General features: G+C 37.7%; 19 protein-coding genes. 3 read left to right on the top strand and 16 right to left on the bottom strand.

Annotated features, from left to right (window positions below; translation table 11 throughout):
- Nucleotides 1–17 precede the first annotated feature (17 nt).
- Nucleotides 18–800, bottom strand: coding sequence for a hypothetical protein (locus tag PTUN_RS18085; protein WP_009836523.1), 783 nt, complete (start codon nucleotides 798–800; stop codon nucleotides 18–20).
- A gap of 113 nt (nucleotides 801–913) precedes the next feature.
- Nucleotides 914–2,656: a substrate-binding domain-containing protein gene (locus PTUN_RS18080; protein WP_009836524.1), complete on the bottom strand. Its 1,743-nt coding sequence runs from the start codon at nucleotides 2,654–2,656 to the stop codon at nucleotides 914–916.
- A gap of 223 nt (nucleotides 2,657–2,879) precedes the next feature.
- Here PTUN_RS18080 and PTUN_RS18075 point away from each other — a divergent pair, with 223 nt between their 5' ends.
- On the top strand, nucleotides 2,880–3,269 hold the full coding sequence (locus PTUN_RS18075; RefSeq protein ID WP_009836525.1) for a DUF2750 domain-containing protein: 390 nt from the start codon (nucleotides 2,880–2,882) through the stop codon (nucleotides 3,267–3,269).
- Nucleotides 3,270–3,390: 121 nt separating this feature from the next.
- Here PTUN_RS18075 and PTUN_RS18070 read toward each other — a convergent pair whose 3' ends face one another.
- The 9 genes from PTUN_RS18070 to PTUN_RS18030 form a co-directional block, all read right to left on the bottom strand.
- A complete protein-coding gene (locus PTUN_RS18070) occupies nucleotides 3,391–3,729 on the bottom strand; it encodes a DUF3718 domain-containing protein (RefSeq protein WP_009836526.1) in 339 nt (112 codons plus the stop codon).
- Between the two features lie 320 nt (nucleotides 3,730–4,049).
- On the bottom strand, nucleotides 4,050–4,385 hold the full coding sequence (locus PTUN_RS22610; RefSeq protein WP_009836527.1) for a DUF3325 domain-containing protein: 336 nt from the start codon (nucleotides 4,383–4,385) through the stop codon (nucleotides 4,050–4,052).
- On the bottom strand, nucleotides 4,382–5,974 hold the full coding sequence (locus PTUN_RS18060) for a PepSY-associated TM helix domain-containing protein (protein WP_009836528.1): 1,593 nt from the start codon (nucleotides 5,972–5,974) through the stop codon (nucleotides 4,382–4,384). Before PTUN_RS18060 ends, PTUN_RS22610 begins: the two co-directional genes overlap by 4 nt.
- Nucleotides 5,971–6,357 (bottom strand): hypothetical protein, encoded by a 387-nt coding sequence (locus PTUN_RS18055; protein WP_009836529.1) that lies wholly within the window; start codon nucleotides 6,355–6,357, stop codon nucleotides 5,971–5,973. The genes PTUN_RS18060 and PTUN_RS18055 overlap by 4 nt, the downstream gene beginning before the upstream one ends.
- A 212-nt stretch (nucleotides 6,358–6,569) precedes the next feature.
- Nucleotides 6,570–6,776, bottom strand: coding sequence for a hypothetical protein (locus tag PTUN_RS18050; RefSeq protein ID WP_009836530.1), 207 nt, complete (start codon nucleotides 6,774–6,776; stop codon nucleotides 6,570–6,572).
- 13 nt (nucleotides 6,777–6,789) lie between these two features.
- The gene (locus PTUN_RS18045) at nucleotides 6,790–7,050 is read right to left on the bottom strand and encodes a DUF5062 family protein (RefSeq protein ID WP_009836531.1); all 261 of its coding nucleotides are present in this window, start codon (nucleotides 7,048–7,050) and stop codon (nucleotides 6,790–6,792) included.
- Between the two features lie 28 nt (nucleotides 7,051–7,078).
- Complete coding sequence (locus PTUN_RS18040) at nucleotides 7,079–8,191, bottom strand: DNA alkylation repair enzyme (RefSeq protein WP_009836532.1); 1,113 nt, start codon at nucleotides 8,189–8,191, stop codon at nucleotides 7,079–7,081.
- Nucleotides 8,192–8,533 (bottom strand): HIT family protein, encoded by a 342-nt coding sequence (locus PTUN_RS18035; protein WP_009836533.1) that lies wholly within the window; start codon nucleotides 8,531–8,533, stop codon nucleotides 8,192–8,194.
- 4 nt (nucleotides 8,534–8,537) lie between these two features.
- Entirely contained in the window at nucleotides 8,538–10,100 is a 1,563-nt protein-coding gene (locus tag PTUN_RS18030; RefSeq protein WP_009836534.1) for a DNA recombination protein RmuC, read from the bottom strand.
- Between the two features lie 246 nt (nucleotides 10,101–10,346).
- Here PTUN_RS18030 and PTUN_RS18025 point away from each other — a divergent pair, with 246 nt between their 5' ends.
- A complete protein-coding gene (locus tag PTUN_RS18025; protein WP_040643423.1) occupies nucleotides 10,347–10,571 on the top strand; it encodes a hypothetical protein in 225 nt (74 codons plus the stop codon).
- A gap of 3 nt (nucleotides 10,572–10,574) precedes the next feature.
- On the opposite strand, the gene PTUN_RS18020 is transcribed toward PTUN_RS18025, so the two are convergent.
- Both PTUN_RS18020 and PTUN_RS18015 read right to left on the bottom strand, forming a co-directional pair.
- Nucleotides 10,575–11,399: a WYL domain-containing protein gene (locus tag PTUN_RS18020; RefSeq protein ID WP_040643523.1), complete on the bottom strand. Its 825-nt coding sequence runs from the start codon at nucleotides 11,397–11,399 to the stop codon at nucleotides 10,575–10,577.
- Between the two features lie 427 nt (nucleotides 11,400–11,826).
- Entirely contained in the window at nucleotides 11,827–12,405 is a 579-nt protein-coding gene (locus PTUN_RS18015; RefSeq protein ID WP_040643524.1) for a helix-turn-helix domain-containing protein, read from the bottom strand.
- Nucleotides 12,406–12,510: 105 nt separating this feature from the next.
- Between PTUN_RS18015 and PTUN_RS18010 the strand changes: the two genes are divergently transcribed.
- Entirely contained in the window at nucleotides 12,511–13,731 is a 1,221-nt protein-coding gene (locus PTUN_RS18010; protein ID WP_009836538.1) for a benzoate/H(+) symporter BenE family transporter, read from the top strand.
- 85 nt (nucleotides 13,732–13,816) lie between these two features.
- On the opposite strand, the gene PTUN_RS18005 is transcribed toward PTUN_RS18010, so the two are convergent.
- The 3 genes from PTUN_RS18005 to PTUN_RS17995 form a co-directional block, all read right to left on the bottom strand.
- A complete protein-coding gene (locus PTUN_RS18005) occupies nucleotides 13,817–16,999 on the bottom strand; it encodes a DEAD/DEAH box helicase (RefSeq protein WP_009836539.1) in 3,183 nt (1,060 codons plus the stop codon).
- Nucleotides 17,000–17,214: 215 nt separating this feature from the next.
- A complete protein-coding gene (locus tag PTUN_RS18000; RefSeq protein ID WP_009836540.1) occupies nucleotides 17,215–18,186 on the bottom strand; it encodes a ParB N-terminal domain-containing protein in 972 nt (323 codons plus the stop codon).
- 13 nt (nucleotides 18,187–18,199) lie between these two features.
- Nucleotides 18,200–19,435 (bottom strand): AAA family ATPase, encoded by a 1,236-nt coding sequence (locus tag PTUN_RS17995; protein WP_009836541.1) that lies wholly within the window; start codon nucleotides 19,433–19,435, stop codon nucleotides 18,200–18,202.
- Nucleotides 19,436–19,595: the final 160 nt, after the last annotated feature.

Raw genomic sequence — 19,595 nt, 5'->3', positions numbered from 1 at the left:
TTGTCATACGATTAGCCTTAACCTGACGCTAGCGCTCTTTCTAGCGCCTCTTGTAAAGATATTTTTGTGGTTGCAGTTGTAGATTCTTCATGTTTTACCATTGAGTGGCTCTCGGAAAAGTCACTACTTGATACTAAACTAAGTTCTGGCTTTTTTGCAATTGGCTCAATGCGTTGTGTTTTGCTTTCCAATGCTGAAGATAGCAATGCTTTTGCTTTGGAAACATCTGCGGTGTTTATTGTCGCGTTTTGTAGTTTTGCTTTAGCTGCGGCAATTTGCTGTTGTAACAGCATTTTTGCAGGGTCTTGCTGAAGAGCCTGGCCCAACAAAGATTTAGTCTTTTGTAACTTATCATTTGAAACAGTTGCTTGCGGCGTGACGTTTTTTACCCCAAGACGATTAAGCGATAATCCTTCTTGCTCCATTTGTGCAAGCAAACTCTCTGAAGGTAATTTTAAGTAAGGCATTACTGCACTAAACACATCTCGTATTTCAATCGCTTGGCGCATGCTTAAGCTTGCAAGGGCCGATTTTAACTGTGCTAAATCTAAAAAAAGTGGTTTTAAATGACTGCGCAAAACAGAGTCAGCACTTGCCACCTGATGTTGATTTTTACTACTGCCATCAAAGTCATCAAGGGATAAGCCTTCTGCCGCCATGCTAGCTAAAAGAGTAGGAGAGGGAATATTCAACGATGAAATTGCATTTTGCAGGTTATATTTCACCTGTAACGCTTCAGAAACTGAATATTTTTGAAAAACAGCAATTAAATTATTTTTATCAGAAATAACTGTAAACATTTCATTCGCCCCTTTAGATTTATTAGCGACATAATAAAAATAATATGTGACAGAAAAATGAAAAAGGGACGATCGCGTCCCTTTTTATCGACAATCTCTCACAATTGTATGTTTTATAATAACCACACTTCAACGCGTCGGTTTCGCTCTCTACCGCTTTCGTTATCATTATTTGCAACCGGAAGGGCCTCACCTAATCCTTCAACTGCCATAACGCCAATCCCTCGAGCTTGTAATTCTTTTTCAACCGCTTTAGCGCGATTAAGAGATAGCTGAGTATTTTTAAGTTTGGCGCCTATGCTATCGGAATAACCCATTAAGACTAAACGACGCCCTGGATTTTCCTCCATAAACTCAATTAAACGGTCGAGATCGCGCTTACCTTTGTTATCTAAATCCTGATCGCCATAGTTAAAACGAAAGTTTAACGATAAACGCTTTCCTAAATCGGCATATTTATTATAAATCTCAGGCGCTTCAGCCATCGGATACACACTTTCTACTTTTATGTTTTGTGAAATTAAGCCACTTTTTTCTACAATCGCTTGGCCAGCACTCGAAATAGCAAATTGCGAGAACTCTTTGACTTGATTACTCGCATTAGTGGGTGTGTACAAATAAAGGCGACGAGCAAGAGCATAATCTTCTGTACCAATGGTAAAACGAGTTGGGAAAATCGCCGCGGTGCCTTCACCTTCAGAAATCGCTAATGCTTTGTTGTACTGAATATAATTTAAACCAATAAAACCAATGGCAGCCTCATCTTGCGATACCAAAGTTGATAGTTCAGTACTTGACTCTAAACGAGTTGCATTTTGTGCTAACGATAAGTCGAACTTTTTGAGCACCAAGTTTTTAAAGGTATCCCAAGTGCCTGATTTTACATCTCGAGCAAATAATTTAATTGGTAAATCTGGCCCACCTAATTGGGCCCAATTATTTATTTTGCCAGCAAACACATTGGCCAGTGCATCAGTCGATAATTTACTAATTGGGTTATTTTGATTAACGATCACCGCAAGCCCATCAAGACCAATAATGTGCTCGTTGCCCACTTTACTTAAATCTCCCAAGGCTGGTCGTAAACTTTCAACTTCAGAAGGCTTTACTCTACGTGATGACATGCCGATATCAGCGATCCCCGTTTCAAGGCCTTTAAATGCAGTTGTGGAACCATGCGCTTGAAGGTTAATTTGAAAGACCTGACCGTCTGCAACATATTGCACACTGCGTTCAACCGGGTTAATACCATGCTGCCAAACAAATTCAGTAATACCATGTTCAGTAAAATAAGCTTCTATCAATGCTGGAGCGAGTTTTTCACCAATAGTATTTGAGCCATGCACGCTAAAAACGGTCTGCGCATTTTCAACCGGTAAACTAATAGCATTTATATTACTTGTCGCAGGGGTTACGCTTGGCGTCGGTGCCACTGCAACGACTGGCGCAGTTGTCACTGATGGCGTAATTGGCGTATTGCTTGTACTTGGCGACATCACCTGATACACCACGAATAATAAAATCAACAAAACTAAACCACTAACCATCATTAAGATCGATTTTTTATGGTTTGCCGAGTTGCTTTGTGCGATTACTTCAGGCGCTGCTGCATAAACAGCCGCTTGATTAATTTGTTTGTATAACCAATGGCAGCGGTCGATAATCGTAATAAATTCAGGGTGATTAAGTTCATACAATTCGGATAAAACAAGGTTACGATATTCATCATCGTCAAACATTTTTTGACTTGAAATGGTAATGTCAAATTGACTTAAAGACAGTTGTTCTAAAGATTGAAATAGACTGAGCAGCTCACGTTCTTGCTCTGCGATTTGATTAACCGATTGGTTTTCCACCGATATTCCCCTCATTCCTGTGTTATTTTGGGCACATAGTAAAAAACTTTGATGGCAGATTTATGACACTGTAAAGGGGGTTTACATTTAATATCGGTTTGGCGAAACGAAAATACGAATCTTTAAATTAATACTATTTTGCTAAAACCACCTTACAAAGCTGTTACCGTATTTCAATCTGTTTTATGCTAACCATATTGCAAATTAATAAAGAGGCTCATTCATGAGTACAGCACTTGATGCACAAAAAATATCAGCCATTTTAAAAAATGATAATCAACAACGTTATCAATATCTGTTAAAAGAAGTGGTGGCAAATAATGAGATTTGGATTTTAACGGATGAACATGGCTGTGTCATGCTCAATACCGATGATGAAGATTGTGTACCTGTGTGGCCTAATCAAGAATTTGCTGAACTATGGGCAACTGGAGATTGGCAAGATTGCCAAGCACAAGCTATTACGTTACAAAAATGGCAAACTGATTGGACTAACGGTTTAGCCGATGATGAATTAGCACTTGCTGTATTTCCTGTGCCAGATAAAGATGGCTTAATTGTTTACCCTGATGAATTTGATTTTGAGTTAAATGCGCAAGCTAAAAAGAAATAATCGCTCTTAGATTAGTCTATTAACTTAAGTGAAAATAACGAAGGAGTCATTATTGGCTCCCTCGTTATTTTAAGTTTTATTGTTATCACACTTACGACCTTTTAAAACGATTAGCGTTTTATTAATCAATCCATACCGAGTATTTTTCTTGAGGCAAACTAGCCAACTCAGAGATAGATACAGAGCCTCGATTGATAAACTTAGCAGTGCGATTTGCGTTATGTGTGAGTGCAAATTTATGCACGGATTCACCATTACACATTAATTTTTCACGAATGGTATCAACTTTTAAATTGTATTCTTTCAATTCATTACGCAATTGCATTGGACTATTACTTTTAACAGCAATACAGGTTTCAACTAAGGCATTATGTAAATGAGGATCCATTTTCGCATAACTAATTGAAAGCGGCGCTGCGATAGCAGCAAGTGTGATTATTGAGCGAGCGAGCTTATTCATACAACCTCCAAATAGATTTGTTCACCAAGAACAGCACTAACTCTAGTCAAAATAAAATTATTTTTATCAACAAACGGTCAGCAAAATGTCAACGTGATGATCCAATCCGTTACAAGATATGTAACTGCTTATAATTCAATAAAATAAAAAAAGGAACATCTCAGCATTAACACATTATTTTACATTTATTGATGCAGTTTTAGCGGTAGAACCCAAAAGCAAAAGGGCTGCTTTATCATCTAATAAAGCAGCCCTTTAATACAGAGCAGAGTTTTACTAACTCTGCGTTAAAAACCATAAAAACAACGGCACGCTTTTACTCAATACGATAAAAAGAATAAACCTATAATGAAGGTTATTATGAGTAAAAACAAAACTAACCACTTAATAAATATAGCTTTATAAGAAATTAACGCTGTAATTATCACAATACTCATCGCCATAAAACCGCACCAAAGTAAAACGCCATAACCCTGATATTGGTAATAAGAGAGTACTACTGTTAGTAATATAATGATCCAAGCAGCGAGAGTTAGTAGAAAACTGATCCGTTGATTAGGCCTCACAGTAAAGGCATCACGATAATGATTAGCCTTTGCTAATGCAAAGCAATTAAAACTGATTAAGGTAAGTAAAAAAATAACTAACAAAATCATGATGTCACTCCACGCTTAAGGGCAGAGCTATTTTTTACTAACCGAGCGGGAGGAGAGCTCAGCTTTTGATATTGCATAAATGAGGCAAAAGCAATTACTAAACAAACAAAATCAGCACTGAATAATACCCAATTTTTTTCATTAAGATAACGCCACGTATTACCTTCAAGCACCATGCTATTAAGTAGGGGTAGACCCGCAAACATTACGCCAATAAGCAGGGCTAAGTTTCGCCACACAGCACGGTCGCGTTTAAAACAAGCAAACATACAAACAGCTAACCAAGTGATAAAAAAACTTAAGATTTCTTGATCAGCTCTTGCCAATGTGGCATTGGGCAGTAAACGATTAGCATATAAAAAAACGCCTGTGGCAAGCGGTAATCCCATAATGGTTGCTACATTTAACGCTTCTACTAATTTTAAGCCAAAAGACCCTTTAATATTTGCTTTCATTCGCTCCCTGATGCGTTTTGCCCACATCACGCAACCTGAAGCAATCATTACACAACCCGCGATACCGCAGAAAAAATATAGCCAGCGCAGCACTGGCTCAGCCAATCGACCTGTATGGAGTGCTGTCATAGAGTCAAAAATAGTTTCACTGCTACTAAGCTTTACCGGAGTAGCGGCTAATAATTGCGCCGTATTGGCATCAAATACCAGCGTTGGTGGCTCATCACGAATGGTTTTTAGCGTACTTGCCCTAAAAGTAATCGTTGCAGCCTGATCAAATGGATAGCTCACAGACACAGAATCAAGCGCAGTATTGGGCCAAGTATGCTGAACTTGAGTCAGTATTTGTTCAAGAGGTGCGAGCTCATCTTTGATATGACTACGCTGATATTGTATTTTTGTCGCGCTTAATTCTTGGCTAAATGCTTTAAAATCACCATTAAAGGTGCTCAGAATAGGGTAGGGGAAATACATAAAAATTAAAGTAATGATCCCCGTGTAGGTGATCATTAAGTGAAAAGGCAGTGCAATAACAGAGCTAAGGTTGTGGCCGTCGAGCCATGTTCGGCTTCCTTTGCCACGCCTAAAACTAAACATATCTTTAAAGATACGTTTATGGATCACCACGCCAGAGATCAACGCTATCAACATGAATAAACTGGCAAAACCGACTAACCAACGAGCCAGTTTACGATCAAGATAATGTAAATCGAAATGCAAGCGATAAAAAAAGTTACCGCCAGCAGTTTGACGATAATCGCTCAGTTCATCAAAAGTATTTGGATCAAAATAATGACTTTCACGTTTACCTCGCCCTTTACCTTCGGTACGCGCAGCTTGAGTCACTAGCTCTAAAGCTGGCTTGCGATCATTGGGCAAACTAATTCGCCAATTATCAGCATCAGGGGCCTGTTTAGACAAACGTTCTATAGCAAACACTAACTGCTGCTTTTGCGCTTGTGTATCCGGCTGAACAGCTTGAATCGAATGAAAGGCAGGCTGACTCCAAAGCGTTATTTCATGACGAAAAAAGCTCAACGTACCTGCAAAAAAAATTAAAAATAATAACCAACACACACTCAAACCGACCCAAGTATGCAACCAGGTCATACTGCGAAAAAAACTCTCTTTCATAGCTTTCCCTGCAACAAAACACTTAAGCCAGTAAACAATAACGAACAGCCGATTAAAGAGCACCAAATGTATTTTAAGCCTCGAAAATAAAAGGCTGCAATAAAACTAACAGCATAAAATAATACTGATAACGATAAAGTTAGCAGTACCGCATCAGTACGTTTAAGCGGTAAAACCAAGGGTAATAAAGCTGTTATGCTGGCACTTAAAAGATAACCACCAAGTACTGCCGCGGCAAAACGCGACAATACCTGCAGGCGATAATGCATTGAAGAAGTAAATAATACTGCGCGAATGAATTGGGTACGACTTGACTGAGCGGGTGGTAAGAAATCAGTAGTATTACGAGTACAATCTGAGCCACTAACGTGATGTGCTAACATCCTAATGCCTTATTTTAAATAACAATAGCGAATAAGGTCGATATTATATACGGCACAAACACAAAAGATAGTAATTCTCATTTGTAATACAATTTATTTCATGGAGACATTCAATTATATTACTCAAACTAGGTTTGCTATCAATTTAGCCTGAACTCTGAAAAGTAAATTTATCTCAAACAAAGTTCAGGCTATTTAAAAACTAATGCACTTTATTGATCATTTTTTACTGCAATTTTATAAGCCCAAATGACCAAACCAAATAATAAAAAAGGTAATGCGGCCAACGTATAAACCAACCAATCACGGTCAGATAATTGCGGTTGCATTAACCAATGGCCACCGACAGGAACTAAAATCGCCAATAAAACCAAAGGAAGGATTAATAACTCTTTTTTGTTGTTATGTTTTTCATTCATAAATAAACCAATTTTATTGCAGTAATGGATGGTCGCTCGGTAACTGTTTGGCAATCCATATTGCTAACTTATGCTTCATGTGTGGCACATCTTCGTGACCAAACGCCAGCGGTTGAATAAGTTTGTCGTTGATGAGTAAGCGATAGAGTATTTCTACTTTTTGGTTTGCCGATACCGTTGGCTCAAATCCTTTAAAACCACGATTTTGAGCATACTTTTCACCAATAATAATCGCTTTTTTTAACAGCCCACTTTCATTTTTAAGTTTTTTCATCTGCAATCCTTGAGTCATACATAAAACATTACGGTGCTTGCAGCATAAAGGTCTGTGAAGCAACCTTATTGCCGTTGACCAAAATACTAAGCTGATGAAGCCCAGCATAATATTGTCGTGTTGAGATTTTTTTAAACGAAAAACTTTTTTTAAAGTGCAAAGCCTCCCTTGGCCGTAACCTGATATTTTTTAATTTGAACACTTTGTTGTTGGTTTTACCATTGCTTTTGACAAAATCAATCGCAAAATCGACTACACAAGCTTGCTCAGTTTGGCCCATGAGACAAAGTGCGAACTCAAATTCTAATGCCTGTCCCATTTCTAACTGTTGCTGTGCAATTAACAATTGAACCGGCATTAATGCAAGATTCTGATTATACCCTAATAAGTTAAAAACCTCAGGGTGACCTTGTTTAACTAAACTTCGAGTTGCATGTTTAATAATCCATTGCGTGTACGGGCTTGCATTAGCTTGCCACTGATAACAAATTTTAAGCACGACATTAGGATGATCTTTTGCAATATCATTAAGATGATTTGCTACAGAACGACGAACATACACACTCGAGTCATTATTAAGTACGGATAACAACACCAAATTTGGCGTAGGATCGACCACAAACTCAGTTAGTCTCAGTCCCCAAGGCAATCTTGGTCGTGTACCTTCAGAAACTAAACGGCGCACATGTTCACAGTCATCATGCACCCAACTTAAAAAATAACGATGGCAAATGTCTGGATAACGCACAATAAACGGTCGAATCGCAAACTCAGCTGAAAATAAACTCGTTAGCTGTTTTAATGTTTCAAGCGCTATTTGAGGTTCATCTAAGCCATACTGAGCGACATAATCAATCAGTGGCCAAGCAGCAAAACCAGCATTTGGTTCTGATGTTTGATGACGTTGCCAAATAGGCACAATAGTCACTAATAGTTGACTCATGGCAGCAAAGTCTTTATTCAAACAACAATGTAAACAGTGAATAATATGACTAACGCGCTGTTTAAGCTCTAACTCATCAAGCCCTTGCAGCGCCATTCTAGTAAACAATTTGCCATCAAATAACGGATCTACATGGCCAATCGCGTTGGCAATACGGCGAATGGCAGCATCACCTAAACCATTTTTCATTAACGCCATCTATACCTCATCTGGTGAACCAAAATTAATATGAAAATGCAAATGCTTTGAATCTTGATATTGCCCTAAGTTAGTTAATACTCGGGCAGCACCATACTGGTTTTCAACCATAGCTGCGACCTCGGCCACAAAACAGATTAAATGTTGCAAGTCAGAAGCACTGTATGACCCAAGTTGAGTTAAAGAGGGTACATGTAGTTTTGGGATCACAACTATATGTACTGGCCAAAATGGTTTTGTATGATAAAAAGCCAAACAAGCCTTATCTTCTTTAACCATCCTGGGCTTAACTTTTCCGCTGAGCACTTGCTCACAATAAAAATCATTTCCTTGATAGTCCATGTAATTACTCCGTTAAATCTGTGACCGGTTGGGTGTTGGATTTCAGCACCGATGGCTCATCAAGTACATCGGCTGCGCCAAGCTCTAAATGGGCTTGTTCAACCAGCGGGGCTGGGAGCTCTTTTTGCACGCTCACCCCTAAATCTCGAAATTCGGCAGCTTGTTTTATTAAGTTACCTTTACCACTATAAAGCTGGGCAAACGCCTTATCATAGCTTTCTTTTGCTTTATCAAGTTGCTTACCAACGCCTTGCATACTCGATAAAAAACTATTGAGTTTGTTATAAAACCGCTCAGCTCGATTAGCTAACTCTGCCGTATGTTTACTTTGATCTTCAAAACGCCACAGCTGTTTAACAATATTTAAGCTGGTCAATAACGTTGTAGGGGTTGCTACTAATATTTGGCGTTCTATGGCTTTTTGATACAAGTCAGGTTGGTATTTTAATGCTTCGACATAAGCCGATTCTATTGGCACAAATAGCACCACGACTTCAGGGGAGTTTAAGCCAGGTAACTTAAAATAATCTTTGTTAGATAATTCATTAATACGGTCATTCATAGCCTGAGCATGCTGTTTTAAGGCAACTTGGGCATCAAGTTCAGATTCGGCATTTACATAACGGGTATAGGCAGATAAAGATGTTTTGGCATCAATAACCAAATGGCGATTTTGTGGTAAATACACCACTACATCTGGGCGTAATTTGCCATCATCAGTATTAAAACTGACCTCTCGTTTATAATCGAGCCCAAGCCTTAATCCAGCACTATCGAGTACGTTCTCAAGCATTAACTCGCCCCAATTACCTTGTACTTTTTTTTGCCCTTGTAACGCATTGGTCAGTTGTTGTGCTTGAGCTGTGATGTCTTGATTTAATTTTTGTAAGTTTATTAACTCTGTTTTAAGTTCGCTGCGCTGTTTTAATTCTTCACTATGAATTGCTTCAACTTTATCTCGAAAGCCTTTCATTTCAGTTTGCATCGGCATTAACAACTGCTGCACACTTTCTTGGTTCAAAGTTTTAAATTCGGCACTTTTTTGTGATAGAACACGATTAGCTAAGTTCTCGAACTCTTTACCGAGCTCAGCTTTACTATTGGCTATTTGCTCTAGCTGCGCATTAAAACTCAGTTCTTTTTCAGTTAAGCTACTTTGCAAGGTAGCAAGTTGTACCATTACCTCGCTTAATTTCTCTTGGCTACTTTGCCACTGGTTATGATAGTGCTTACTTTGTTGCTGTGACTCAATTAAACGGGTTTTAAAATGCTGCTGTTGTTCTTTGCTGGTGCGTAATTCAATATTTAACTCTTGATTATTAAGCTGAAGTACTTGCAGCTCAGATTTAAGGTAATCAAGCTGTTGCTCAGCGCCTTTAGCTTGTGCCAGTGAAATTTGGTCAGTTTGATGCAAAGCGGTTAGCTCAACCAATTGGCTTTGTGTTTCGACTACTTTTTTATTGAGAAGGCGCACTTTATAAAAACACACTAAAGCGCAAAGCAGCAGAGGAAGCGAGCCCACCAAAATATAGGGCTGCAATTGCAACCAAGAAAATTCAACCGTCATAATAAACCTTTACCGTTTTTCTTATTGTTTTGATTATACCCTTGAACGCAGAAGAGGCGACTATCAAATCCCAACTAAGCACAGGATATGTAAAAGATCTTTACATATAAGCAATCAATAATGCTCTATTTATCTCTAAATGCATTAAAGGCTGTAAAGGTCCTTTACAGGTCAAAAAACACGCTCTATTCAAGACGGTTTTTATACGCTTAAATGGCAATACAAAAACATTTACGAGCAGAAATCATGAGTGGAATTACACAAGAATTAAAACAATTACAACAAGCTTACCAGTCAATTAACCCAGCTTGGATAGAGCCAGAAAAAGTAGTTTTTATTACCAATAAAATTGCACAACTCAAAAAACAACAATATAAAGATTGGGGCATTAAAATAATCATTGCGGTGCTCGAAGCACTCAGCTTATTGAGCATGTTAGTACTAAGTTGGGCTACCTTATGGTTATTTTAATGCTTAGCGGTTTAAATATGGCGACAGTGCCTTGCGACATTCAGGCTCAATAATAATTTGCTGTGATTGTGCATCTGTTTGATAAATATCGACTCGTAATCGCTGTAATAAATAATTAAGCAATGCGGCACGAGTACGGATCACTTTTTTACCATCTTGCATTTGATAATCAAACTCAATGCATTGACGTTGCTTTAGGGCAAGGCGCTGATCTGGACAAATCACGACATCAAGCCAAGTTTGCCAAAGCAAATCGTCTGCTGCGGTATGTGTTGCAGCCCCTTCAAAAACAAACTCACCATTAAAACGCGATAAAACAAAATCTCGAAAATCTTGATTTTTCTCACAAAACCCTCTGACATGGTACCTGAAACCATCAAATACAATGCTATGAGGCTGAATAATACGATCTTCATAATCAGGACTTGATAATGACAAGTAGCCAATATCGAGTCGAAGAGACTGTTTTATCGCTAACAAAATTGGCCTAACCCATTCTGGAGTAACATTACGTAAAGGCACGGGTAATAATTCAATTGCAAAATGTAATGGGGAATCAGACTCAGGTTGAGCCGCAAAAAATTGCTGATACTGGGCAAAATCACTTGAGATAAACAAAGGTTCAAAACCAGCGACCGCAATGTGGCCTTTTTCGCTATTATTACGCGCAAATGCGGTTGGATTAAGTTCTTTATAATCTGTAATACTTTTTTGAGCCGAAGGACGGCTTATAGAAAAATAATCCGTTAAATGACGAGCAGTTAAACGGCCTTCCCAGAGCAAAATGACTTCAATTAATTGATATCGTAATAAGTCATCTTTTCTCATTGTACGCGCTCCTAAAAAAATACCTCCTTGATAGTACAATGAAAAAATAAAAAGCCAACCTAAAAAGGTTGGCTTAAACATTACTAAACTTAGTAATCAATCGGGGGGAAAACATTTAACACAAACAAGAAAACAACATCACAACTATATAAATAGACAACCGACAATTCTGTTAGTTCAAAATAAATTAAAATAATTCATTTTTTTTACTGAGCTAATTGAAATCGTTATTACCAAAAATTAAACCGTAGAAAAACAAAAAGCCAACCTATTGGTTGGCCATTATTACTAAGATTAGTAATCAAGGGGGAAATCTAACTTTCAGGGATAGCGCCTAAGCACTGTAAATATAGACTGACTATTTTTAGTTAAGTTCACACTAATTTTAATATTTTTTGATTGTTTTTTAATCACTGAAAACTAAACATTACCCTGAATATGACTCGCCATAAAAAATTAAATTATGAAATACAGCCGTTTGTTGCGTTACATTGCGATAACCATGAGGCTGATCAGCACAAAACTTAGCAACTTGCCCTGCCGTTAAGCGTAGCCAATTATCATTAAGTAAATATTCAATCGCGCCACTGATGACGACTATATGCTCTATCACCCCATGGTTATGCGGTAATGATAAATGACTGTAACCAGGATTTATCACAATCTGAAACAGCTCAAACCGAGTAATACTATCAAAGGGCAACAAGGTTTTTATTTGCAAGTCATTTAAATTACGTTGAATTTGAAAAGCGGCGTCATCAGGCACCTCGACTCCACTATCCTGACCCGGCGTTAATAAAAAATAAGATAAAGGAAGCGTAAAGCCTGTTGCGATTTTCCAGAGCGTTGCAACAGTAGGGCTTGACTCTCCTCGTTCAATTTGACCTAACATTGCCTTAGAAACACCGGTGTGGGTAGCACAAAGTTCTAAACTCCACTTACGATGTTGTCGAGCGCGCTTTAATTGCCTAGCGAGAATAGGGCCATGATTGTCCGTTTGATTCAAAACCACCTCTGATTAAAAAGTTTAAAAAACAGCCTAACTTTGATTGTGCGTTATAACATACAATGTTAATTTAAAGCCAACATACGTTATAACGCACAAATAATAATGATAAAAATACAGCATATACATCAAGGTGCAAATGCATTAACAGCTGGTTTTATCGCTGTACTTGTTGGGTTCACCAGCTCTGTGGCGCTTATTTACCAAGCTGTTGTTAACTTAGGCGGGAATGCCGACTTAGTCGCAAGCTGGCTCATGGTCCTTGGTTTGAGCATGGGAATACTTTCTATCACATTATCAGTGCTTTACCGAGTGCCTATTTTAATTGCTTGGTCCACACCTGGTGCGGCATTACTCATTTCAAGCAGCCAAGGGTTTACCTTAGAACAAGCTACAGGCGCATTCATTTTTTGTGCTGTACTGATTTTTATTTCTGGAGTAACAGGGTTATTCGAAAAATTGATGCGCCGCATTCCATTACCTTTAGCAAGCGCGATGCTTGCAGGTGTACTTGTAGGTTTTGGAATTGATGTCTTTAATTTATTGCCTCAACAAACGGCATTAATTGCCAGCATGCTCATAACCTACCTTATAACTAAATTGATAAGCCCTAGATGGTGCATGATCATGGTATTAATTGTTGGACTTATCGTCGCTTGGTCTTTGCAACTACTAAACTTTTCAGCATTAGAATTTAAATTGGCAACACTTCAATTTACCAACCCACAGTGGAGCTGGCCTGCTGTGATGAATATAGGTTTACCTCTTTTTATTGTCACGATGGCATCACAAAACTTACCTGGAATTGCTGTGATGCAAGCCCACAATTATCCAGTTCCAATCTCAAAAACATTAACAATCACAGGCGCCACCAATATACTCATCGCGCCTTTTGGTGGTTATGCGATTAATTTTGCAGCGATCACCGCAGCAATATGTATGACGCCAGAGGTGAATCCTAATCCAAATAAACGCTTTTTAGGAAGCGTCGCTGCAGGGTTATTCTATATTTTGCTCGCCATTGGCAGTGGCACTTTAATCAGCCTATTAGATGCGATGCCCAGCGCGCTCATTCTTGCTCTAGCCGGTATAGCCCTTTTTGGCACAATTGCGAGTAGCTTAAAACTCGCTTTGTCTGAATCATATTATCTAGAAGCATCCATGATCACCTTTTTAGTTACGGCGTCGGATTTGGTGCTACTGAATATTGGCTCACCACTTTGGGGGATTCTAGCGGGGTGTTTAACTCTATTTATTCAACAAATAACGCAAAAAAAAGCCAACCTAATTAGGTTGGCTTTTAGACAAAAACAAACAAAGGAGTAACAAAATTGAAACCGGGAATCAGTAACAAATCACAACTATTAAAGTAGACACACCAAGCAACTATAAGTTCAAACAAATAATAAAATTATTTTAATAAAGCCAAAATCTCTTCTGCTGAACTAACACTAAACTGCTTACTCGCCGCATCAAAAAACGATTCAGCTAATGCAGCTTTATTTTGTTGCATTTCGTAGACTCGTTCTTCAATGGTATCTTGGCAAATCAGCTTATACACAAATACCGGTTTTTTCTGGCCAATACGATAAGCTCTATCGGTTGCTTGTTGCTCAACAGCTGGATTCCACCATGGATCAAAGTGAATAACCGTATCTGCCGCGGTTAAATTTAATCCGGTGCCACCTGCTTTTAAACTGATCAAAAAGATACTTTTATCACCTTGTTGAAATGAATCAACAGCACTTTGACGATCACGAGTTTGCCCGGTCAAAATCGCATAACCTAAGTTAAGTGCTTGTAATTGCTGTTCAATTAAACTCAACATACTGGTAAATTGACTAAAAATAATCACTTTACGACCTTGTTGTAACATTGCAGGTAAGTGCTTAGCTAACCAATCGAGTTTGGTACTGTCTGCAAAACTAAATTGCAGCCCTTCGTCAGATAGTAATTGAGGTGAACAACAAATTTGGCGTAGTTTAAGTAAGGCCTCAAGGAATGCCAATCGACTCTTATCTATGCCAATTTCAGCAAATAAGTCCTTGAGTTTAAATTCCATTTTTTGGCGAATTTCACCATAACATTTTTGTTGAGAAGGCATGAGTTCAAGCATTTTTACCATTTCGGTTTTAGCCGGCAGCTCAGTTACCACTTGCGCTTTAGTACGACGTAGCAAAAAGGGTTTAACTAACTCTTTTAATTGATCAGCACGTAATTGGTTATGCTCTTTTTCAATCGGGGTTTGATAAAACTCTTTGAAATGCGTTTGTGATGGCAGTAATCCTGGCATAGCGAAATCAAGCAGAGACTTAAGCTCACTTAAATTATTTTCAACCGGAGTACCACTTAGGCATAAATTAAAGTTGCTGTTAAGCGCCTTAACATGCCTAGATACTTTTGCATTGATATTTTTAATGGTTTGCGCTTCGTCTAAAATAACGTGCTCAAACGCTATATCGTTAAAAATAGCTTCATCACGAACTAAAAGTGGATAGGTTGTAATAACACAATCCGCTTTTGACAATTTCACAAATTGCTTTTGCCGTTGGCTACCAAAACTAACAACCACATTTAAACTTGGCGCAAAACGTTGCAACTCCTGCAACCAGTTATTCACTAAGCTGGTTGGGCAAATAATTAAAGAAGGAAGTTTTACTTTCCCTTTACCTTGCTCTGCCAATAAAAAAGCGATGGTTTGTAAGGTTTTTCCAAGCCCCATGTCATCAGCTAAAATACCACCAAGTTGAAACTTCTTTAAAAAACGTAACCAATGTAATCCATGAATTTGATAATCACGTAAGGTCGCGTTAAGTTTTTTGGGCACTTGTAACTTTGCGCCAAAATCATCTTTTGCTACCAGTTGAGTGAGTTCCAATAGACTGGCTTCATCACTGGTGATTTGTGATTTTTGAAACCCTGAAAGTTTTCGAGCATACGCAAGTGGCAAATTAAGGCGTTTAGGGTACTTTTTTCCTTGATAAAACTCTTGGTAAAATGCGATTAAAATTTCGACGTCGACTTTTGCAAATGCAACCCAACGCTCATTAGGTAGGCAAATATAATAAAAGGTTTGCGCGGTATTATTACAAAGCGAACTAATAGTTAAAAAGTCAGCAAATGCATAACGTTTATCAGCCAGAAAAAAATAAGGCTCTATTACAAGTTTATTTTTCTTATCCCGACTAAGGTGAACCATTAATTGACCTTCGGTAATCTCGTCTTGCTGCAAAGCTTGGCCATTAATTTGCCAGCCATCTTTTTTAAGGTTTTGAGTAATCTCATTAACAAAACAATGCCATAAAGCAGGGCGCTCCGCAGAAATGGCTAAACTGTAATATTCCACATGCTGTAAAGGGCCTTTACAGTCAACAAAACCAGCATTTTTTAAACGATTGATACAGGTATTTTCAAAACTAAGATTTCGCCCTAACGAGTTATCTTGTAACTCGCTTTCACTGTTAAGAAGTTCATTTGGATACTGAAATTGTAATCGTACCACCGGGTTTTGATTAAAGTATTCAAAACTAATAACCGGTTTAATGGATAACTTTTTTACTTTACGACTTACCTCGCCGTTTTGTTTAATAACAGACATGCCAAATAGCTGGTTAAAGCGCTGCTCGACTTGAGTCTGCATATTTGTATTAATGACAGGCATAGTAAGCAGGTGCTTGATTTCATCACTCTGTAGTGGCGTTACTAATTCGCCAATAACCAACTGTTCAACATCAATAAAATAAGGTGGTACAGTATTAAATAATTGCCAACTTTTACAACCGGTTACATTTGCTTGTAAGGAAAGATTATTACCTTCGTTGTGCCAATTGAATTCAAGCGGTCGACTATTCGTCATGCTTAGTGCATCACGAGAGTCTTGCCAAAAACAACGCTCTGTTGCAATTAATTTTAATAATGCAATTGCGCCCCATTGGCCCTCTAACATCAATTTACCAAATGTATTTTGCGAGCGGATCCAACTTATTAAGCGAAAATCTGCTTCATCTAAATTTTCAGGTGTTACTTGGCTACTAAGCTGCTTTTCGGTTAATAAACGACCAAGACCGAACTTACCATTTTTGGCAACAGAGGCAACTTTAGGGGTAACAATTAATGAACCTTTGAAAGGTTCAATAACAAATAAAATGACATCTTTATTTAGAGGTTTTTGATTTACTTTTAGTTTTTCTAATTGATTAAACCAATCATGCAATAAATAATTTTGGCCAAATTCACCAGAATGCTCAGTTTTTAATTTCAATAAAACGGCAGCAATGTGTTTACACTTACGCTGAACTTTGCAAGAACAATGGGCATTTAAAGTGATGTTAGCATTATCACGTATAATTTGAATGTGTTGATGACTTGGCTCAGCCAAGCTATTGAACACCTCAGAAGTGATTTGAGAAAAGTCATTATTGGCATCGATTTGGCCAATTTGCTTATTGGTTAAGTACTGTTTGGCGTTTTCAAGTACTGCAGGTTTAAAGTACCGTTTTAAAAAAATCTCAGTTAGCGGGAATTCACGAGCTTGCTCTGTTTTGATTTCATCAAACAGGGATAATAAATCTTTTTTGGTAAAGCCTTTAGCCATGACACTCTGCAAAAATCGAATTATCCAGCCAGTATATGCTGTTCGCTCAGAGATCTAAAGCACTAAAAGATATAAATTAGAATTGCTCAAGTTGATGAAAATGCGAATTAAAAAAGAAAAAATCTGAGGCAAATATTTAACCTCAGATCAATTTTTTACTAACTTTAAAGAGTAAAAGTAAACCAACTAGATAATATTAGTTGGATTAATTTTTATTAATTAAAATTCGCAAGTAACTTTTCAAGTTGCTCAAAACGTTTATCGGTGAGTACTCGGTTATCAATTTTAATCACTAAATCGCCTGTTTTTTGATTTCGATGACCGATAATATATTCACTATTAAATTCAAGCTTTTCACGATTGGCTTGAATTTCAACTGTTGGCTGTTCAACTAATGCTTTTGTTATCGCAATTGCGGTTTTTTCATCACTTTCTTGCTGATAATTCGAAAGATTGTTTTTTATTGCAGTTACAGTATCAAAAAATACAGCTTGATTAAGTTCAATAGCGGCAATGATTTTCTTAGCAACCTCACGACCTACAAAATTTGCGGTAGGGTAAAGAGCTATCACTTCATTCGGTATTTTATCAAACGCTTTAAGTGCATCAGCGATAGCAGTATGTGATACTCCTTCGACTTCTGCAATTTCACGATAGGAGCCTTTTTTACCTGCTTGGATCAGGTCATGTTTGGTTTCGCTGTATGCTTGACCTAATTCCCATAAGCTTGGCGCTATGTATTGATCTGATGATACAGCTAAGATTTTGGCATCTTCATCGTTAAAATCATTTGAGGTTAATACGATATAATCGGCCTTTGCAAGCAGACATGCTTTGCGGCGTCTAGAGCCAGCTAATACGTATTCTACGCCTTCTTTTGACCAACAAAGAGCAGGGTGTTGGTTACGTTTATCGGCTTTAATTGCGGGTAGAATATCAGCAACAGCTTGCTCATTTAATAATGACTGTACACGGCGGTTTTTACCATAAACTTTAGTTAACTGTTCGATATCATTATATTTAATGATTTTACAAGTTAGTTTAATTGAGCGGTTAGGATCAGCAGGGGCTGGCATTGTAATTTCTTGGCCAACACTTGCGCTTTCAAGTAATGCATCTAGGTTACTCGTTTCAACAAAAGTAGAAAAAGGATCGATTCGAGTGTCATTTTTACGTTTTTTTACCATGGTAATCCCTTACTTATGCTGATTCTAATGTACATTGGGTTGAAGCCCAATTTGAACGGATCAACATTTCGAGTTCATCAACAACATCTTTAATATTTTCTTGTGCTTTGATCAATGATTCACGACTTGCGAGGCTGTCTGATGTTTTTTGATCAAAAATAGTATTAAAAGATGATGAACTGGCAGTAATGGCTGCACTATGATTTATTGGATAACTCATTACTTGACGACCAAAAGCACTTCTAACATCTTTGACTATGTCACGTTGTGAATGATTACCTTTAACGTAGTTGGTAACTAAAAATTGCATAAAATCCCAACCATCATGGCCAAGCGCTGCAACAGTGTGATAAATCTCACCTAAACGTTTTAAATATTTGTTATTTGCATCAAAATCAACAGCTTCTGGGTGAACTGGTATTAACATCGCAGTAGATGCCATTAATGCATTATAAAACATAAAGTTAAGTGAAGGTGCTGTGTCTATTAAAATAAGATCGAACTCACTGGCAACAGGCTCAATCACTTTTTCTAGCAATTTATGATAATGGCGAGTTTGATCGTAACCAACTTGATCTTTTAATTGTGTAGCCGTTTCATGCTCAAAATAAAAATCATCCATTCCTGAAGGTAAAATACGAATATTAGGAATATGAGTGGGTAAAAAGGCTGAAGAAACTACGTCTGACCATACTTCGTTTTCGTCAAGTTCAATACAATCGCGCATTAAATCACCAACGGTAATGGGATCATGTGCTATTGGGGGAAAGAAACTTGAAGAGGAACCTTGAGGGTCAAGATCAATAATGCCTATACGATAACGTTTAATATTTGTGGTTGCTAAGGCTGCTGCAATGTTGACTAAGCTTGTTGTTTTACCACAGCCACCTTTTAATGAATTAACAACTATTACTTGGAGCTTATCACTTGGCAAACGATGGCTTGGACGTAGACCCATAATATCTGCCATTGCATAGATATTACTTAACGTATAAGCGTAGTGACCATTCGCACCTCGTTTTATTTCAAGGATATCAAAATCGCCTTGGTCATGTTTTCTTTTAAGTGTGCGATTATTACAACCAAGTAAATCAGCGGCAGCTTTTTGTGTATAAGTACGTAATTCTTTGTCTTCGGCTTTAATATGAGCACGATAATGTTGAATGCGTCCTTCTAATGATTGCTCTGCAACAGTTGCTGTTGCTTTAAGCAATTTATAGGTATCTAACGCTGATTTTTTTATTGTCATTCAATGAACCCTCTTAATTGCTGTTAGTATAATGTCCATTGAAAAACAAGTAAACCATTAAAGTAGTAGACATGTATATAAATTAAAAATAAATAATTTTCTGATTAATTGAATAGAATAAATAAATAAGGTTGAATATGGTTAAAGTTAAGGTAATTAA

Origin of the sequence: Pseudoalteromonas tunicata (genome assembly GCF_002310815.1) — a bacterium.
Lineage (GTDB): Bacteria > Pseudomonadota > Gammaproteobacteria > Enterobacterales > Alteromonadaceae > Pseudoalteromonas > Pseudoalteromonas tunicata.
Note: the sequence above shows the minus strand (reverse complement) of the source record. Positions and strands in the feature narration are given on the sequence as shown.

What these genes read in the sequence shown, in the direction of transcription:
- PTUN_RS18045 (WP_009836531.1), bottom strand. Translation starts at nt 7,050, where the DNA reads ATGAAAAAACTTAAAAATGAAAGTGGGCTGTTAAAAAAAGCGATTATT.
- PTUN_RS18025 (WP_040643423.1), top strand. Translation starts at nt 10,347, where the DNA reads ATGAGTGGAATTACACAAGAATTAAAACAATTACAACAAGCTTACCAG.
- PTUN_RS18035 (WP_009836533.1), bottom strand. Translation starts at nt 8,533, where the DNA reads ATGGACTATCAAGGAAATGATTTTTATTGTGAGCAAGTGCTCAGCGGA.
- PTUN_RS18085 (WP_009836523.1), bottom strand. Translation starts at nt 800, where the DNA reads ATGTTTACAGTTATTTCTGATAAAAATAATTTAATTGCTGTTTTTCAA.
- PTUN_RS18005 (WP_009836539.1), bottom strand. Translation starts at nt 16,999, where the DNA reads ATGGCTAAAGGCTTTACCAAAAAAGATTTATTATCCCTGTTTGATGAA.
- PTUN_RS18030 (WP_009836534.1), bottom strand. Translation starts at nt 10,100, where the DNA reads ATGACGGTTGAATTTTCTTGGTTGCAATTGCAGCCCTATATTTTGGTG.
- PTUN_RS22610 (WP_009836527.1), bottom strand. Translation starts at nt 4,385, where the DNA reads ATGATTTTGTTAGTTATTTTTTTACTTACCTTAATCAGTTTTAATTGC.
- PTUN_RS18010 (WP_009836538.1), top strand. Translation starts at nt 12,511, where the DNA reads ATGATAAAAATACAGCATATACATCAAGGTGCAAATGCATTAACAGCT.
- PTUN_RS18075 (WP_009836525.1), top strand. Translation starts at nt 2,880, where the DNA reads ATGAGTACAGCACTTGATGCACAAAAAATATCAGCCATTTTAAAAAAT.
- PTUN_RS17995 (WP_009836541.1), bottom strand. Translation starts at nt 19,435, where the DNA reads ATGACAATAAAAAAATCAGCGTTAGATACCTATAAATTGCTTAAAGCA.
- PTUN_RS18040 (WP_009836532.1), bottom strand. Translation starts at nt 8,191, where the DNA reads ATGGCGTTAATGAAAAATGGTTTAGGTGATGCTGCCATTCGCCGTATT.
- PTUN_RS18020 (WP_040643523.1), bottom strand. Translation starts at nt 11,399, where the DNA reads ATGAGAAAAGATGACTTATTACGATATCAATTAATTGAAGTCATTTTG.
- PTUN_RS18055 (WP_009836529.1), bottom strand. Translation starts at nt 6,357, where the DNA reads ATGTTAGCACATCACGTTAGTGGCTCAGATTGTACTCGTAATACTACT.
- PTUN_RS18000 (WP_009836540.1), bottom strand. Translation starts at nt 18,186, where the DNA reads ATGGTAAAAAAACGTAAAAATGACACTCGAATCGATCCTTTTTCTACT.
- PTUN_RS18050 (WP_009836530.1), bottom strand. Translation starts at nt 6,776, where the DNA reads ATGAATGAAAAACATAACAACAAAAAAGAGTTATTAATCCTTCCTTTG.
- PTUN_RS18070 (WP_009836526.1), bottom strand. Translation starts at nt 3,729, where the DNA reads ATGAATAAGCTCGCTCGCTCAATAATCACACTTGCTGCTATCGCAGCG.
- PTUN_RS18060 (WP_009836528.1), bottom strand. Translation starts at nt 5,974, where the DNA reads ATGAAAGAGAGTTTTTTTCGCAGTATGACCTGGTTGCATACTTGGGTC.